The sequence below is a fragment of the Inhella inkyongensis genome (assembly GCF_005952805.1).
Taxonomy (GTDB): Bacteria; Pseudomonadota; Gammaproteobacteria; order Burkholderiales; family Burkholderiaceae_C; genus Inhella; species Inhella inkyongensis.
Genome location: NZ_CP040709.1, coordinates 1,287,427 through 1,303,373, shown reverse-complemented (window position 1 = coordinate 1,303,373; position 15,947 = coordinate 1,287,427). Strand labels below are relative to the sequence as shown.

Below are 15,947 nucleotides of genomic sequence, written 5' to 3'. Positions count from 1 at the left end.
TCAATGCTCGTTGACGACCACGCCGATGAGCTGCACCGCGCTCGTCGGCAGGCCCGCCACCTGCTCACGCACGGCGGCAACTCGGGTCGCGTCCTTGCGTGCGATCAACAAGGCATGACCGCAGCGTGCCGCGATGACCCCCGCGTCGGCCCCGCGTGAACCGGCGGGGGTGTCCACCAGCACATAGTCAAACTTGGCTCGCAACTCCTGCAACAGGAAGCCAAATCCGGGACGCTCGACCAACTCGACAGGATTGGGCGGCGTGACCCCGACAGGCAGCACGCACAAGCCGGGGACCCCTGCGACGGGCTGAATGACCTGGGTCTGGGCCCGTCCAGCCAAAATGCCCGAGAGTCCGGTTTCGTTGGGTAAGCCGAAAATGTCGTGCTGACGCGGTGCGCGCATGTCGGCGTCAATCAGCAAAACCCGCCCACCGAGTTGCGCCAGCGCCACCGCGAGGTTGGCAGCGAAGTAGCTGCGGCCGTCACCGGATTGAGGACTGATCAGGGCCAGGGCTGCCCGGTCCTCCTGCTGCGCCCCCAGGCCCCGCATCAGCAACTGCGATCGAATCGCGCGAATGGCTTCGGCCTGCCGACCAAAGGGTTGATTCAACGCCACGAGTTCGGGGCTGCCCTTTTGGTCCTCGTTGGCCGCATAAGGGTAATGGAACTGCTGCGCCAGCGCATGCAGCACATCGTCCGCGCTCGCATACCCCAGGGCGACGGCGGCCGCGCCAAAGCGAACCCCATGCTGCCGCTGGTAGGCCACGATGGCCTCGACCTGATCCGCGCCCAGGTTGCGGGTGTCGCTGATGATTGCGCCGATCGAGCGCTCAGCGGCGACGGTAGAGGCATTCAACATGGTCTGATTCCTTATCGTGACTGGCGCTCTGCAGCTCAAAGCGCTGCGGCTTTGCGCTAGGCTGTGTGCCGGTTTCGCAGCCACGGGCGCGAGGGGCGAGCCAAGGCGTCAGCCGCCGGCAGGCTACCCAACACCTCCAGCCCAAGCAACTCTGTCAGATCAGCGCGCCCTCGCACCCGGCGGTCCAGCATCTCCAACACCAGGGCGACCCCGAACGCCAGGAAACCGCCCAAGGCCAATGAGACCGCCAGATTGAGCAAGATCTTGGGCGACGCATGGGCCGTAGGGGCCGTCGCCATCGCGAGTTGGTTCACATTGCTCTGCGTGGTCTGGCTTTCCAGGCTGGACTGCTGCTGGCGCTGCAGCAAGGCATCAGACAGACGCTGCGCGGCCTCGACATCGCGCACCAGCACGATGCCTTCATCGCGGACCTGCTTCATCTGCAGCACTTTGTCGCGCTGGGCCTGCAACTCCGCCCGCAGGGTTGACTCGCGCTGGCGATTGATCGAGGCCGATACCGTCACACCCCCGGTGACACGACGCACCTCGACCTCCAGGCGTTGGCGCATTTCGTTCAAACTGGCCTTGAGCTCAATCACCTGCGGATGCCGTTCACCCAAACGCGCACCCAGCTCCTGCAGCTTGGCCTCCAGTCGACTGATGTCGGCCTTTAAGCCGGCGACCACTGGGTTCTGCAGCACCTCCTGCATGCGATCCCCCGCCCCACTATTGGCCTGCGCCATGCGACTGTTGGAATCGGATGCCACCGCCTGCAGCCCCACCAACTGCGACGACAGCTCATTGAGCCGCGCCGTCTCGACGTCCAGTCGCTCGTCGGTTGCCACGATGCCGCTTTGCTTTTGAAAGGCACTCAGCTTGGCTTGGGCTTCTTCCAAGAGGGCGCGTTGCTCCTTGATGCGTTGATCAAAAAAACGCGAATACTGCTTGGCCGGCTCGACCCGCAACTCCAGCACCGTGTCCAAATAGGCTTGCACCCAAGCGTTGGCCAGTGCGGCAGCGAAGCGCGGCTCAGGCGCCGAATAGCCGACCACGATGACATTGGACTCACGCGAGGGCCGCACTTCGAGCTTCTTCTTGAGGCGTTCGGCCAACCAGATTTCAATGCTGCCCTCGCCCTTGGCTTCGGCCTGCCAGTCCTCGCGAATCTGCGGCAGTTCGGTCAGCTTGAGGTTCTGCACCACACGCAGCGCGACCCGGTCGCTGGTCATGATGTCCACCTGCGTAGCCATATAGGACGGCAGCGCCATGCCGGTGGCCAGACCAGCAATCGGGTCCGGCTTGACATCCACCACCACGCTGGCAACGGCCTCGTACTGTTTGGGCATCAGCAGGCTGACCACCAGGGTCGTCAGTACCGTCAAACACAAAACACCCAGCGCGGCCTGCCAGCGCGCACCAAGAATCGCGATCAGTCGCCCGAAGTTCAAGACGGCAATCCTCTTAGAACAAGCTCTCGCGCACAAACACCACGTCGCCATCCTGCAGCAACGCTTCCATCGGCGGGTTCAGTGCCTGCACCTGCCCTTTGTCGTCCTTGCGGTGCACGCGAATGCCCTTTTCGGTACCGCGCTGGGTCGTACCGCCGCCGGCCGCCAGGGCTTGCATCAACGTCATCCCGCGCTCCAGGCGCATGGCACCCGGCCGCTGCACCTCGCCATAGATGTAAATCTGGCGTGCCCGGTCCACCCACAGGGTGTCGCCATTCATCAACTCGACGTCCTGGGTCTTGCTATTGGCCTCGAACAACGAAGGCAGGTCCAATTCCACACGGAAGGGCTTGCCATCGCGCGTGCCGCTCACCACCACCACCTCGCTGGCCACGGCCGTGGTGCCGCCTGCCACCGACAACAGGTCAGCGACGCGCATGCCCCCCATCTCCAAGGGGTAGCGGCCCGGACGGTTCAGATGACCCAGCACATTGACCATGTGCGCACGCACCTGCAGCACCGTCAACGTCACTTGGGGCTGCTTCACGAAGCTGCCATCCTTCAGGCCATTGGCAATCAACTGCTCGGCCGCACTGGCCGAAAGGCCGCCAACCTTCACATTGCCCAACAAAGGGTAGCTGAGCAGGCCGGCCTCGCTGACGCGGGCCTCGATGGTGAGGTCGGCGTTTTGGTAGACCATCACGCGGACGACATCGCCCGCGCCCAATTTGTACTCGCCCACGGCCTTGCCTTGGGCGTAGGCCGGGATGAACGCCACAAAGCCCGTCAGCAGCGCCAGGAGGATTCCCTTAAAGAAGGCGACTCGCATCACTTAATCCCCAGACCCTTGCGGATGGCCGCATCGTCCAAGCCACTGGCCGCAGAGGCCGGCGCGCTGGCGCTGATTGCCGCGGCGGTCGGGGCGCTGAACTTGCCCTTGTATTCAATCTTGCTGGCCGCACGCAGGGCCTTCATGTCCTGTTTAAGCAACTCGGTCTTGCGCTGGTTGCTCAAGAAGGCCTCGATGGCGGGGCGGGCGCGGTCCAGATCAACAGGCTGGCTGCGCGAGCCGGCCAGCATCAGCACCTGCAATCCCTGCGGCGTCTGGGTCAGCACGGTCTGGCCGTCCTTGAGCTTGGCCAAGCCGTCCAGACGATCCAGCGGCAATTGTTCAGCAGCACGCACAGCCTGGTTGCCCGTGAAGGCGATGCCGGCGCCCTTCAGGTATTCGACAAAGTCGGTCAGGGTCTTGGCGGCGGCCAGCTTTTCCTTGAGCCCCTCGAACTGTTCGGGCTTGGCCTCGATGGCCAGTTCCTGCAGGTTGTAGATGCGGCGCTCGCTGAACAGGGCCGGATTGGCATCAAAGTACTTGCGCACCTCGTCGGCGCTAGGCTTGGCCACGCTCTCTCCGACCTTCTCGGCATAGGCACGCGCCAGGATCTCTCGCTTGGCCGCCTCGATCTGCATCTGCACCTGCGGATTGCGGTCCAGCTTGAAGTCCTGCGCCTTTTGCACCGCCAATTCCTGGTCGATCAACTGCTCCAGCACCTGGGCAGCGGCAGCCTGTGCCTGCTCGGGTTTGAGCCCAGGCTGGCGCGCCAGCACCTGGTTGATCTGGTGCACGGTGATGTCTTCCTTATTGACGCGGGCCGCCGTTTGGGTCGGCTTGTCCGCCCCACCCCCGCAGCCCGTCAAACCCGCCACCAACAGCAGCACAGCGACTCGAGAGGGCACCAAAGAAGAAGCGGTCGGCAGATTCATGGACAGCATTCGTTTCAGATCAAGACAGGATGCCAGCACAGTGGCATGGATTGCAGCACGGCAGCGTGCCGTGAGTCAGCAGCGTATTCCCACGTGCAGCGCCACCACACCGGCGCTGAGTTTGTGCACGTCGACATGACCAAAGCCCGCGGTTTTCATCATGGTCTTCAGCGTGGCAGCGTCGGGATGCATGCGAATGGATTCGGCCAGGTAGCGGTAGCTGTCGGCGTCGCCGGCGATCATCTGCCCCAGGCGCGGCAGCACCTGAAAGCTATACCAGTCGTAGGCCTTTTGGAGCGGCGCGGCCACTTTGCTGAACTCCAACACCAGCAGCCGCCCGCCGGGTTTGAGCACACGGTGCATCTCGGCCAGCGCACGGTCCTTGTGCGTCATGTTGCGCAGGCCAAAGGCCACACTGACCAAGTCAAAGCTCTCACTCTTGAACGGCAGCGCCTCGGCATCGGTGAGTAGGCTGGGGGTTAGCACCCCCTCATCCAGCAGCCGGTCGCGGCCGGTGCGCAGCATGGCCTCGTTGATGTCGGTATGCAGCACCATGCCGCGCGAACCCACGCGCTTGGCAAAGGCCTTGGTCAGATCGCCCGTGCCGGCGGCGATGTCGAGAACGGCCTCGCCGCCCTGAAGGCCTGCCACCGCCACGGTGTAGGCCTTCCAGGCTCGATGGGCGCCGGCCGACATCAGGTCGTTCATGACGTCATAGCGCGAGGCCACGGAGTCGAACACCGAGCGGACCTTGCTGGCCTTTTCGCGTTCATCGACCTGCTTGAATCCAAAGTGCGTCTGGCTCATGCCGGATCCCTGGAAGCGCCTGCGGCGCTGAGTTTGGCCTCGTAGGCGCGCCACAGCTGCGCCTCGTCGCGGCCCAAGTGATAAAGGTAATCCCAGCTGAAAAGGCCGGAGTCGTGCCCATCGCTGAAGCTGGGCTTGAGGGCGTAATGGCCCACCGCCTCGACGCCCGTGATGCCGACACCCCGCTTGCCCACCTGCAACACGGCCTGCTCAGGGCTGTGGCCCTGGACCTCGGCGGACGGGCTGTAGACCCGCATCAGCTCGAAGGGGATGAGAAAGCAGGCGCCATCGTCGAACGCGACTTCCAGGCGCTGGCTGGCCTGGTGCAGGGTCACGGCGGTGGGGCGGGGTGATTCGGGGCGCAGACCGGCCATGGACAACTCTTCAGGGGGGGCCGAAGTGTAGAGGGGCATGAAAAAGGCCCCGCCGAGGCGGGGCCTGTCATCAGCTCAGACCGTGAGGTCTTACCACTTCAGATTCAGCGTGTAGGTGCCGCTACCGCCGCTGTAGTACTTCACTCGCACATAGCGGGCGATGGTGGTCGTGCCGGTGTTGGTCACACTGGCCGTATCCGCCTGACCGGCGCCGTTCTCGCTGGAGGCGATCTGGGTGCCATTGCTGTTGTAGATGTAGAGGTCGTAGTCCTTGGCGCCGCCGTTCAGGGTGGCGGTCAGGGTCTTGCCAGCCGGCAGATTCACCTTGAAGTAGTCGGTGTCCGTGGTCGTGGACAACGAGCCATTCACCGTGGTGTTGCTGGTGCTGACGGTGTTGGCGGTGCCGGTGGTGTTGTTGGACTCCGTCTCGTTCATCGTGGTGCCGGTGGGCGGCGGGGTGGTGCCACCGAGGATCGCTGTGATGGCCGCCGGCGCATCGATGATGCCGGTACCGCAGCCACTGCAGGTGGCCGGGAAGGCGCGGGCCGAGCTCTTCAACGCAGCTTCGATCTGATCCGGCGTCGCGGTCGGCTTGGCCTGCAGCATCAGAGCGGCCAGACCCGCCACGTGCGGCGTGGCCATCGAGGTGCCCTGGTAGTAGGCATAGTTATCAGCGCCCGGGCCGGTGGTGCCGGCGTTCAGGGTCGACAAAATGCCATTGCTGCTGGACGCGCTCATGTCGCCGCCCGGAGCCGCCACGTCCACCACGGTGCCGTAGTTGGAGTAGTAAGCGCGGCCGCCAGTGGGGCCCACGGCCGCCACGGTCACCACGCCCGAGCAGTTGGCCGGGTTGCTGTTCGAGGCGTTCTGGTTCTCGTTACCCGCGGCCACCACCACCACCGTGCCACGCGAACGGGCGCTGTTGATGGCGTTCTGGCTGGTGGTGTCGCAAGCGCCGCCGCCGCCCAGGCTCATGTTGATGACCTTGGCCGGGGTGGCATTGGCCGGCACGCCTGAGACGGTACCGCCCGAGGCCCAGATCATGGCGTCGGCGATGTCCGAGGTGTAGCCGCCGCAACGACCCAGCACGCGCACCGCTTGCACCTTGGCGCCATAGGCCACACCGATCACGCCCAGGCTGTTGTTGCCCTTGGCGGCGATCGTGCCGGCCACGTGGGTGCCGTGCCAGCTGCTGTTGGAGGCCGGCTCGCCCGTGCCGCACTGGCCGGCCGTGGCCCAGTCGCCGGGGTCCGAGGGATCGGCGTCACGGGCGGTGCCGTCATTCGACACGAAGGTGTCAGCAATCATGTCGTAGCCGGCCACGGTCTGGCCGACCAGGTCGGGGTGCGACGCGCGAATGCCGGTATCCAGCACGGCGACCACAACGCCCGTGCCGTTGTAACTGTCCCAGGCGGTGTTGGCGCGCATGCCGCCGTTGCCACCCTGCAGGCCCCACAGGCTCGAGTAGTTGGTGTCGTTGGGCGTCATCATCGCGTACATGCGGCGATCCGGTTCCGCGTACTCGATGTTGTCGTCCTCATTCTTCATCTGCGCAGCCAGGGCGGCCAAATCGCTGACGGCAGCCCACTTGCCCAAGGTATAGACCTTGGCACCCAGGCCGGTAGTGCGGTGTTCCTTCAGGCTCAAGCCTTGCGCCTGGGCCAGGCGGGCCAGGCCCGGAGGCACGATGCCGCTGTTACCCGCCAAGCCGCCCTGCGAGGCGGCAGCCGGTTCCATGCGGTACTTGATGATCAGGCGATCGGTAAAGGCGCCGCGCTCGGCAGAGACATTGGCACCACCCGCTTGGGCCACAGAGGCCAGACCTGCGGAAACCAGCAGCCCCATCAGGATGCGGCTGGGAACATTCTTGGCAATCGACATTCAGAGCTCCAAATTGGAAACAGAACGACCCCTTCAAGGGTCCAAGCGAACTGCGGACCGGGATCACCGGCTGGGCTGTTACGCGGGTGATTGGTGAATCACCTTTTCTGCAGACGCGAGAGCTACGTCTTGGGGCCCCTCGTACTGCGTGTCGCAAATCGGAGGCGCGTCCCCCCGACATCGTGGACCGGTGGTGGCCGATCAACGCGAGGCGCGCAGTCTAAAAAGTCAATCCTCAAGAATGAGTAAAGGCTTGTTGCAAAACGCACAGGGACTTTCCGCCTCAGGGCAACCCGCTTAGGGTCAACCCTTGACCCCGCCTTGAAGCTCAAACCTCGTGCAATGGACGCCCGGTTTGGCGAAAGGACTGGGCATTTCCCAGGGTGGTGCGCGCGATTTGGGCCAAGGCCTCGTCCGTGAAGAAGCCCTGGTGCGCGGTGATCAGGACATTGGGAAAGGTCTGCAGTCGGGCAAACACATCGTCACCAATGACCTCGCCGCTGCGGTCAGCAAAGAACAGACTGGCCTCTTCCTCGTAGACATCGAGTGCCAACCCACCCAGATGCCCACTCTTGAGAGCCGCAATCACGGCGCGGGTGTCGATCACGGCGCCACGCGAGGTGTTCACCAGCACCGCGCCGCGCGGCATCAGGGCCAGGCGCTCCGCATTGATCAGGTGCTGGGTCTGGGCGTTCAGCGGGCATTGCAGCAGCACGATGCGCGAGCTCGCCAAGAGTGGGTTCAGGCCCTGATAGCGAACCCCAAGATCTGGGTTGGGCTGCGGATCGTGGGCCAGCACCTCGCATCCCAGCCCCTGAAAGATACGCACCAGACAAGCACCGATGCGCCCGGTGCCCACCACGCCGACGGTCTTGCCGAACAAATCAAAGCCTTGCAAGCCGTCGAGTTCGAAATTGCCCTCACGCACCCGGGCGTGAGCCCGGTGCGTCTTGCGCACCAAAGTCAGCAGCAGGGCCAATGCATGCTCGGCCACCGCGTGGGGCGAGTACTCGGGCACCCGCGCCACCGTCAGCCCGAGGGCTTGCGCACGCGCCAGATCGACCTGATTGAAGCCGGCACAGCGCAGCAAGATCAGCTGCACCCCCAGAGCCGCAAGACGCTCCAGCACTGGGCCATCCAGACGATCGTTAACGAAAGCGCAAACCGCCTGACTGCCCTGCGCCGCCTGCGCGCTGTGCTCGTCCAAGCGGGCCTCGACAAAATTCAACGCCAAGCCCGCAAAGGAAGGCAGCTCGGCCGCCAGGCTCTGGCGGTCATAGCGCTTGGCGCTAAAAACGGTGATCACGAAGGGCTCGGGCGGCATGGAGCAAGGCTACCCCATGCGGCCCGAGCGTTGGCTGGCTCAGCGACTGATGCTGTCGCTGGTCTCAACGTTGCGGGTGCTGTCGCACTGATAGCCCGTCAGGTTGATGCCGGTCACCGTGAGGGCAATGCTGCCGCTGTTGCGCGTGGTGCCGGACTGGAAGCTGGCCACGCCATTGCTGCCCGTGGTGGCCGTGGCATTGCCCGAGACCAGCCCCGACCAGCGGGCGCTCACCGTGGCGCCAACCACAGCGCGGCCCTGGCTGTCCAACACCCTCACCGCCGCCGTCGCACGCCAGCGGTTGTTGCCGCTCACGCTGCTGCCCATCGCGATATCGGCCACCCCCATGGGCAGCAAGGTCACCACGGGATTGACGTTGATGGCCACCGACTTGGTGGCGCTCAGGCCGCTGTTATCGGTGACGCGCAACTGCGCGCTGTAGCTGCCCGCCGCCGTGTAGACATGGCTGACTTGGGCGCCGCTGGCGCTGCCGCCGTCGCCGAAGGTCCAGTCATAGGCCACGATGCTGCCATCAGCGTCACTGGAGCCAGCGGCCGAGAAGGCCACGGTCAGCGGCACCGTGCCGCTGGTGGGCGTGCCCGTGGCCACCGCCACCGGCGGGCTGCCACTCACGGCCGCGGCTGTGACGCTCAGTGCATAGTGCCCCACGCTGCCGTAAGCGGTGTAGCCGTCCACAAGTGGGTCGCCTTTGCCCGTGCCGCGCACACTGAGGAAATAGGTGCCCGGACTGGCCAGGGTGATGCTCAAACTGGCGTTCAGCGTGTCCAAGGGATTGCTGCTGGCCAGCAAGATGCCAGCTGCGGTTCGGAGCTCCAGCACGGCATCCAGATTGGCCGCCCGCACAGCGGGCTGCAAGCTCACCGTGAGCGCGCCGGCCGCCGCGTTGAAGCTGAACTGATCCACATCGCTGCTGCGCTCGATCACCCCGCTTTCGCTGAAGCTCGTCGATCCCCCACTGCTGACCCCGGTCATTGCGGTGGCGTTGCCGGCCAGATCGCCATGGTCATCCAGGCGAATCGGCAGGCCATAGGACTCAGCCACCGCAAAGTCATCCTGGACATTGGTGGCCGTGCTGTACTCGCCCTTGCTCCACTGCACCAGGGGCTTGGAGTAGCCCACACCCATGATGGGCGCCCAGGCGGTTACCCCGGTGCCATGGCCGCCGTAGTAGCCGCCGCCCGAGTAGCCATCGTGTTGCAGCCCAAGGTTGTGCCCGGCCTCGTGCGAGGCGGCCTCGGCCACGTACTTCTCGTTGCCGCCACCGAGCTGGTTGTAGAACACCAGGGCCGGCTTGTAGAAGTCGCTGGTGTCGTCAAAGGCACCGATATAGGCCACGCCGCCACAGCTGCAGCTGTAAACCCCATTCGAGTTTGTGATCAGCACGGTCGTGCCAAACACCTGGTCGGTACTGCCGGCGCGGCTCAGGGCCTCGGGAGGTGGCGCCTCGGTCGTCACGTTGACGTCAAAGGGCGCAAAGTCCTCGGCCACCCGCTGCCACACGCCCTGGATGCGCTGCAACTCGGTGGTGTTGAAGGAATAGGGAATGCCGTCCAAGTCATAGGGCAAGGCAGTGATGCTGGTCCCCGCGCTGTTCCAGGCCGTGCCGGTGAGCGTGGCACCCTTGAAGTTCAGATAGATCGTTCGCTTGGCGCCGGGGCGGCTGTGGAGCGCAAAAGTCTGCTCCAGCGGCAGCAGGTTGCCATCGAGCACCGAGCGCTGATCGGCCGGCAGCGTGGGCAGCGGGGCTTCCAGTGTGTCAACGGCAAAGAGGCGCCCGCGCCGGTCGAGCCGCAAACGATGGTCCTGACGCAACAGCGCGGCGAACTCTTCCTCCGACTTGCCGTACCAGCGCGCCACCTCGGGCAGGCGCTGGCCCAGCAAGGCCACGGCGCGCTCGCCCTGGGCCACCTCGGGCAGGCTGATTTGCGGGAACGGCGCACGCCCCGGATGGGCGCGGCGGGCCGCCGGGTTAGCGGGATCGGCCGCCTGGGCCGGCAGGGAGACCAAATTCAGCAGCGCGACCAGCGCGGTCGGGAGGGCAAGAAGGAGTCGGCGCACAGGGCCTCCGCAGGGGTTACAGCAAGGGGTCCCATGCTCCCGGCACGGAGCGCAACTGTCTGGTGAGAAGTGCAAGCAAACCTTTCTGCCGCCCTACTCCGTCGTGATCGATTGCCGCTTCAGCGCAGAGCGGCGGCGATGCCCTCGTCCAACCGCGGCAGAGCCGCCTGCCAGGCCTGCAGGCGTGCAGGATCACCCGCCCGCACGGCGGGCGCCCAGATAGGCGCCGGAAACTGCGCGTCATCGCCAACGCGCGCAATCACATGCCAATGCAGATGCGGCACCATATTGCCCAGGCTGGCCAGATTGACTTTGATCGGCTTGAGCAGGGCCAGCACCTGACGCTCCACCTCCACCACCACATCCATCACACGCTGGCGCTCCGGCGCGGCCAAGGCGCTGAACTCGGCCACATGGGCATTCAGGATCACCCGGTAGAAGGCTGGGTGCTCGGGCGTGTCGGTGGCGCGCACCACGCGCAGCAAGGGCTCGCGGTGAATGAGCAAGCCACCTTCATCGATGCAGAGCGGGCAGGCCGTCATACCAACACCCGCTCAATACCGCCCGCGTTGGCCTGGGCCACGTACCGCGGCATCCAGTCCTCGCCCAGGATCTTGCGCGCCATTTCGACCACGATGTAGTCGGCCTCGAGCAAACCGTTCTGCAAGTCGCCCTGGTAGCGCGACAGCCCCTGCAAGCAACTCGGGCAACTGGTCAGGATCTTCACGTCGCCACCCTGCGGAGCCAGCTGGGCCACGTTCTTGCGCAGCTCCTCTTCCTTGCGAAAGCGAATCTGGGTGCTGATGTCCGGTCGCGTCACACCCAGCGTGCCGGACTCACCGCAACAGCGTTCGCTCTTGAGCACGCCCTCGCCCACCAAGGCCTTAACGGTCTTCATCCGCTCCTGCTGCTTCATGGGGCTGTGGCAGGGGTCGTGATACAGATAAGCGCCCTGCCCCTCCAGCTTGATGCCCTTCTCGAGCAGGTACTCATGGATGTCGACGATCCGGCAGCCGGGGAAGATGTCCTCGAAGCGATAGCCCTGCAACTGGTCGAAGCAGGTGCCGCAGCTCACCACCACGGTCTTGATATCGAGGTAGTTCAGGGTGTTGGCCACGCGGTGGAAGAGCACCCGGTTGTCGGTGATCATCTGCTCGGCCTTGTCGAACTGTCCCGAGCCGCGCTGCGGATAGCCGCAGCACAGATAGCCCGGCGGCAGCACGGTCTGCACGCCGGCGTGCCAGAGCATGGCCTGGGTCGCGAGGCCCACCTGGCTGAACAGGCGTTCGGAGCCGCAGCCCGGGAAATAGAACACCGCCTCGGTGTCCGCGGACGTAGCAGACGGGTTGCGAATGATCGGGACGTAGTTCTTGTCCTCGATGTCGAGCAAGGCCCGCGCCGTCTTCTTGGGCAGGCCGCCAGGCAGCTTCTTGTTGATGAAATGGATGACCTGCTCGCGCACAGGTGCAGGGCCCACCGTGCTGGGCGGTGCCGAGGTCTGCTTCTTGGCCAAGCGCTTGAACAGGTCGTGGGCCAGGCGTTGGGCCTTGAAGCCCAGGCCCACCATGCCGGCGCGTACCAGCTTGATGGTCTCGGGGTTTGTCGCATTGAGCATCAGCATGGCCGCCGCGTTGCCCGGCCGGAAGCTCTTTTGCCCCATCTTGCGCAGCAGATTGCGCATGTTCATCGACACATCGCCGAAGTCGATCTTGACCGGACAAGGCGTGGCGCATTTGTGGCAGACCGTGCAGTGGTCGGCCACGTCCTCGAACTCCTCCCAGTGCTGGACCGAGATGCCCCGGCGGGTCTGCTCCTCGTAGAGGAAGGCCTCGATCAGCAGCGAGGTCGCCAGGATCTTGTTGCGTGGGCTGTAGAGCAGATTGGCGCGCGGCACGTGCGTGGCACACACCGGCTTGCACTTGCCGCAACGCAGGCAGTCCTTGATCGAATCGCTGATAGCACCGATTTCCGAGCGCTGCATGATCAGCGATTCGTGGCCCATCAGGCCGAAGCTGGGCGTGTAGGCATTGGTCAGGTCAGCGAAGGGGATGTCCTTGTCCTGACCCAACCGGAGCAGCTTGCCGCGGTTGAAGCGGCCTTCGGGGTCGATGCGGGCCTTGTAAGACGCGAAGCCGGCCAGTTCCTCATCACTCAAGAACTCCAGCTTGGTGATGCCGATGCCGTGTTCGCCGCTGATCACGCCGCCCAGGGACCGTGCCAGCTTCATGATGCGCCCCACCGCCTCGTGGGCCGTCTGCAGCATCGCGTAGTTGTCGGAGTTGACCGGGATGTTGGTATGCACATTGCCGTCACCGGCGTGCATGTGCAGGGCCACCCACACGCGGCCGCGCAGCACTTCCTGGTGAATGGTCTTGAGCTCGGCCAGGATGGGCTCGAAGGCAGCGCCACTGAACAGGGTCTGCAACGGCTTCAGGATCTGGCGCTTCCAGCTGGCCCGCTGCAACCCAGACTGCAATTGCTCGAAGAAGCTCTCTTCGCCTGGCCGCGGCACGTCGAGCTCGTCATGCCAGTGCTGCCACAGATCGCCCACGTCGTTCAGCAGGCTCAAAGCCTGGCTGACGCGGTCCTCCAGTAACTCGCTGCTGCCGATCTCGCTGGCGTCGTCGCTCTTGCCCAGGGGCAAGCGGGGCTGCTTGAAAAAGGCCAGCAGGCGCTCGATCAGCTCCAGCTTGTTGCGCAGGCTGAGCTCGATGTTGATGCGCTCAATGCCCAGCGTGTATTCGCCCATGCGCTCGAGCGGGATCACCACGTCTTCGTTGATCTTGAAGGCGTTGGTGTGCTTGGCAATCGCGGCCGTGCGCTTGCGATCGAGCCAGAACTTCTTGCGCGCATCGGGGCTGACGGCCACAAAGCCCTCGCCGCTGCGCGCATTGGCGATGCGCACCACTTCGGACGTCGCCTTGGCCACTTCGCCCTCGTCGTCGCCGACGATGTCGCCCACCAGCACCATCTTCGGGAAGCCGCCGCGCTTGCTCTTGGTGGTGTAACCCACCGCCTTCAGGTAGCGGTCGTCCAGATGCTCCAGACCGGCCAGCACGGCTTTTTTCTCGCGCGCCAGGCCGAACAGAAAGTCGCGTATCTCGACGATGGAGGGCACGGCCTCTTTGGGGTTGCCGAAGAACTCCAGGCAGACGGTGCGGATGGCCTTGGGCGCCTGATGCACGACCCAGCGTGCGCTGGTGATCAGGCCGTCGCAGCCTTCCTTCTGGATGCCGGGCAGGCCGGCGAGAAATTTGTCGGTGACGTCCTTGCCCAGACCTTCTTTGCGGAACACCCGGCCCGGGATGTCCAGGCGCTCGCTGCGCTCCAGGGTCTTGCCGGTGGCATCGAAGTAGCGCAGCTCAAAGCTGGCCACCTCCACATCGTGGATCTTGCCCAGGTTGTGGTTAAGGCGAATCACCTCCAGCCACTTGGCATCGGGGGTCACCATTTTCCAGGAGGCCAGGTTGTCCAGCGCCGTGCCCCAGAGCACCGCCTTCTTGCCCCCCGCATTCATCGCGATGTTGCCGCCGATGCAGCTGGCTTCCGCGCTGGTGGGGTCCACCGCGAACACGAAGCCGTGCTGTTCAGCCAAATCAGCCACGCGCTGCGTCACCACCCCGGCCTCGCTGTGGATGGTGGCCACTTCGCGGTCCAGGCCCGGCAGCTGCAGCATCTCCACGCCACGCAAGGCCTCGAGCTTTTCGGTGTTGATCACCGCGCTCTTCCACACCAGAGGCACGGCGCCGCCGGTGTAACCGGTGCCACCGCCACGCGGAATGATGGTGAGCCCCAGCTCAATGCACCCGGCCACCAGGCCGGCCATCTCGGCCTCGCTATCAGGCGTCAGCACCACAAAGGGGTATTCGACGCGCCAGTCGGTGGCGTCGGTCACATGGCTGACGCGCGAAAGACCGTCGAACTTGATGTTGTCCTTGGCCGTCTGCTTGCCCAGCACCTTGGCGGCGCGCTTGCGCAGGTCCCAGACCTCGCGAAAGCGCGCGGCAAATCCTTGAACCGCTCGACCGGCCAGCTCCAGCAGCTCGCCGACCAAGGCGTCGCGTTCGGGGTCCTTGGCCGGATCGCGGCGGCGGTCCACCTCACGCAGGCGGTGATAGAGCGCCTCGACCAGAGCATCCCGCCGGCGCGGGTTGGCCAGCAGGTCGTCTTCCAGATAGGGGTTGCGCTGCACCACCCAGATATCGCCCAACACCTCATAGAGCATGCGGGCGCTGCGCCCGGTGTTGCGCTGGCCGCGCAGCTGTTCGGCCAGGGTCCAGGCGCGCGGCCCGAGCAGGCGCAGCACGATCTCGCGGTCGGAGAACGAGGTGTAGTTGTACGGAATCTCGCGCAGACGCGGCGCGGCCTCGTCGGTCGCGGTCTCGAACTCGGACTCGGTAGGGGTCGGGATCAGCGGCAGCGCGGCGTTCATGAAGGCAGACAGGGAGAGGACTGGCTATTCTCATCCAGCCCCTTCGTCCCCTCAGGCCGCAGGGTGGGCGGCGCGCTCTATCCTGCGCCTTCAGCGAAGCCCTGCTTAAGGAAAGCCCATGGCCTGGCCCTACCCGTTTTGGATTGCCCACCGCGGCGCTGGCAAGGAAGCCCCGGAAAACACGCTGGCGGCCTTCCATGTCGGCCACGCTGCAGGATTCATGGGCTTCGAGTGCGATGTGCAGCTCAGCGCGGATGGCCGCCCGTTCTTGCTCCACGACGACGAATTGGATCGCACCACCAATGGCAGTGGCCTGGCATGCACCCAGGAGTGGGCGGTCTTGCAGGGTTTGGATGCGGGGAGCTGGCACTCAGCCCCCTTTGTGGGAGAACCCCTGGCCAGTCTTGCCGGGCTGGCCGCCTGGGCGCAGGCCCTGGGGCTGGCACTGAATCTGGAACTCAAACCCAGCCCCGGCGAGGCCGAGCGGGTAGGCGACGGAGTGGCCCGCTGGCTGCGCCAGCATTGGCAGGCCAGCGTTCCGCCCCTGCTCAGCTCCTTTGACCCTGAGGCCCTGCGCGCCGCCTATGCCGCCGACGCCGATTGGCCTCTGGCCCTGCTGCTGACCCAGTGGCGCCCGGATGCCCCGGAGCTGGCGCTGCAACTCCATGCCAAGGCCGTGGTCTGTCAATACCGCAGCCTGGATGGCGCGGGCATCCAGGCCCTGCATGGCGCCGGACTGCGCGCGCTTTGCTACACCGTGAACGAGGCCACCGAGGCCAAGCGCCTGATCGACGCCGGCATTGACGGGTTGATCACCGACCGCATGGATCTGCCCAAGCTCGTTGCCCGGCCGCCACGCCCCTCCGCATTGGGCTGATCCAGATCATGGACAGCCTTAACCACAAAATCTGTGTGGTTAAGGGTTTGACCTGAGTCAATCGACTGATTCCGAGCGGCGTCTTCAATCCCTCCTATCCCTT

General features: G+C 65.0%; 12 protein-coding genes. 1 reads left to right on the top strand and 11 read right to left on the bottom strand.

Features of this window, described 5'->3' with window-relative positions; all coding sequences use genetic code 11:
• From FF090_RS06480 to FF090_RS06430, 11 genes are all read right to left on the bottom strand, one after another.
• Positions 1 to 861: a polysaccharide biosynthesis tyrosine autokinase gene (locus tag FF090_RS06480; protein WP_138855956.1), complete on the bottom strand. Its 861-nt coding sequence runs from the start codon at positions 859 to 861 to the stop codon at positions 1 to 3.
• Positions 862 to 917: 56 nt separating this feature from the next.
• Positions 918 to 2,309, bottom strand: a complete 1,392-nt coding sequence (epsF, locus tag FF090_RS06475) for a chain length determinant protein EpsF (protein WP_246071528.1) — start codon at positions 2,307 to 2,309, stop codon at positions 918 to 920.
• A gap of 13 nt (positions 2,310 to 2,322) precedes the next feature.
• The gene (gene epsE, locus FF090_RS06470) at positions 2,323 to 3,138 is read right to left on the bottom strand and encodes a polysaccharide export protein EpsE (protein WP_138855954.1); all 816 of its coding nucleotides are present in this window, start codon (positions 3,136 to 3,138) and stop codon (positions 2,323 to 2,325) included.
• Positions 3,138 to 4,070, bottom strand: a complete 933-nt coding sequence (locus FF090_RS06465) for an EpsD family peptidyl-prolyl cis-trans isomerase (RefSeq protein WP_246071527.1) — start codon at positions 4,068 to 4,070, stop codon at positions 3,138 to 3,140. The genes epsE and FF090_RS06465 overlap by 1 nt, the downstream gene beginning before the upstream one ends.
• Positions 4,071 to 4,145: 75 nt before the next feature.
• Positions 4,146 to 4,877, bottom strand: coding sequence for a bifunctional demethylmenaquinone methyltransferase/2-methoxy-6-polyprenyl-1,4-benzoquinol methylase UbiE (gene ubiE / locus FF090_RS06460; protein WP_138855952.1), 732 nt, complete (start codon positions 4,875 to 4,877; stop codon positions 4,146 to 4,148).
• Positions 4,874 to 5,251, bottom strand: a complete 378-nt coding sequence (locus FF090_RS06455; RefSeq protein WP_138855951.1) for a gamma-butyrobetaine hydroxylase family protein — start codon at positions 5,249 to 5,251, stop codon at positions 4,874 to 4,876. Before FF090_RS06455 ends, ubiE begins: the two co-directional genes overlap by 4 nt.
• A 90-nt stretch (positions 5,252 to 5,341) precedes the next feature.
• Complete coding sequence (locus tag FF090_RS06450) at positions 5,342 to 7,132, bottom strand: S8 family peptidase (RefSeq protein WP_138855950.1); 1,791 nt, start codon at positions 7,130 to 7,132, stop codon at positions 5,342 to 5,344.
• A 328-nt stretch (positions 7,133 to 7,460) separates the two neighbouring features.
• Positions 7,461 to 8,456 (bottom strand): 2-hydroxyacid dehydrogenase, encoded by a 996-nt coding sequence (locus FF090_RS06445; RefSeq protein ID WP_138855949.1) that lies wholly within the window; start codon positions 8,454 to 8,456, stop codon positions 7,461 to 7,463.
• Positions 8,457 to 8,495: 39 nt separating this feature from the next.
• Positions 8,496 to 10,535: a PKD domain-containing protein gene (locus FF090_RS06440; RefSeq protein WP_138855948.1), complete on the bottom strand. Its 2,040-nt coding sequence runs from the start codon at positions 10,533 to 10,535 to the stop codon at positions 8,496 to 8,498.
• Between the two features lie 119 nt (positions 10,536 to 10,654).
• Positions 10,655 to 11,077 (bottom strand): HIT family protein, encoded by a 423-nt coding sequence (locus tag FF090_RS06435; RefSeq protein WP_138855947.1) that lies wholly within the window; start codon positions 11,075 to 11,077, stop codon positions 10,655 to 10,657.
• Positions 11,074 to 14,967 (bottom strand): DUF3683 domain-containing protein, encoded by a 3,894-nt coding sequence (locus FF090_RS06430; RefSeq protein ID WP_138855946.1) that lies wholly within the window; start codon positions 14,965 to 14,967, stop codon positions 11,074 to 11,076. The genes FF090_RS06435 and FF090_RS06430 overlap by 4 nt, the downstream gene beginning before the upstream one ends.
• 118 nt (positions 14,968 to 15,085) lie before the next feature.
• On the opposite strand from FF090_RS06430, the gene ugpQ reads away from it, so the two are divergent.
• Complete coding sequence (ugpQ, locus tag FF090_RS06425) at positions 15,086 to 15,844, top strand: glycerophosphodiester phosphodiesterase (protein WP_138855945.1); 759 nt, start codon at positions 15,086 to 15,088, stop codon at positions 15,842 to 15,844.
• Positions 15,845 to 15,947: the final 103 nt, after the last annotated feature.

Bases quoted from the DNA above. Each gene is read 5' to 3' on its own strand.
- FF090_RS06480 (WP_138855956.1), bottom strand. From the start codon at position 861: ATGTTGAATGCCTCTACCGTCGCCGCTGAGCGCTCGATCGGCGCAATC.
- epsE (WP_138855954.1), bottom strand. From the start codon at position 3,138: ATGCGAGTCGCCTTCTTTAAGGGAATCCTCCTGGCGCTGCTGACGGGC.
- FF090_RS06465 (WP_246071527.1), bottom strand. From the start codon at position 4,070: ATGAATCTGCCGACCGCTTCTTCTTTGGTGCCCTCTCGAGTCGCTGTG.
- ubiE (WP_138855952.1), bottom strand. From the start codon at position 4,877: ATGAGCCAGACGCACTTTGGATTCAAGCAGGTCGATGAACGCGAAAAG.
- FF090_RS06455 (WP_138855951.1), bottom strand. From the start codon at position 5,251: ATGGCCGGTCTGCGCCCCGAATCACCCCGCCCCACCGCCGTGACCCTG.
- FF090_RS06450 (WP_138855950.1), bottom strand. From the start codon at position 7,132: ATGTCGATTGCCAAGAATGTTCCCAGCCGCATCCTGATGGGGCTGCTG.
- FF090_RS06445 (WP_138855949.1), bottom strand. From the start codon at position 8,456: ATGCCGCCCGAGCCCTTCGTGATCACCGTTTTTAGCGCCAAGCGCTAT.
- FF090_RS06435 (WP_138855947.1), bottom strand. From the start codon at position 11,077: ATGACGGCCTGCCCGCTCTGCATCGATGAAGGTGGCTTGCTCATTCAC.
- FF090_RS06430 (WP_138855946.1), bottom strand. From the start codon at position 14,967: ATGAACGCCGCGCTGCCGCTGATCCCGACCCCTACCGAGTCCGAGTTC.
- ugpQ (WP_138855945.1), top strand. From the start codon at position 15,086: ATGGCCTGGCCCTACCCGTTTTGGATTGCCCACCGCGGCGCTGGCAAG.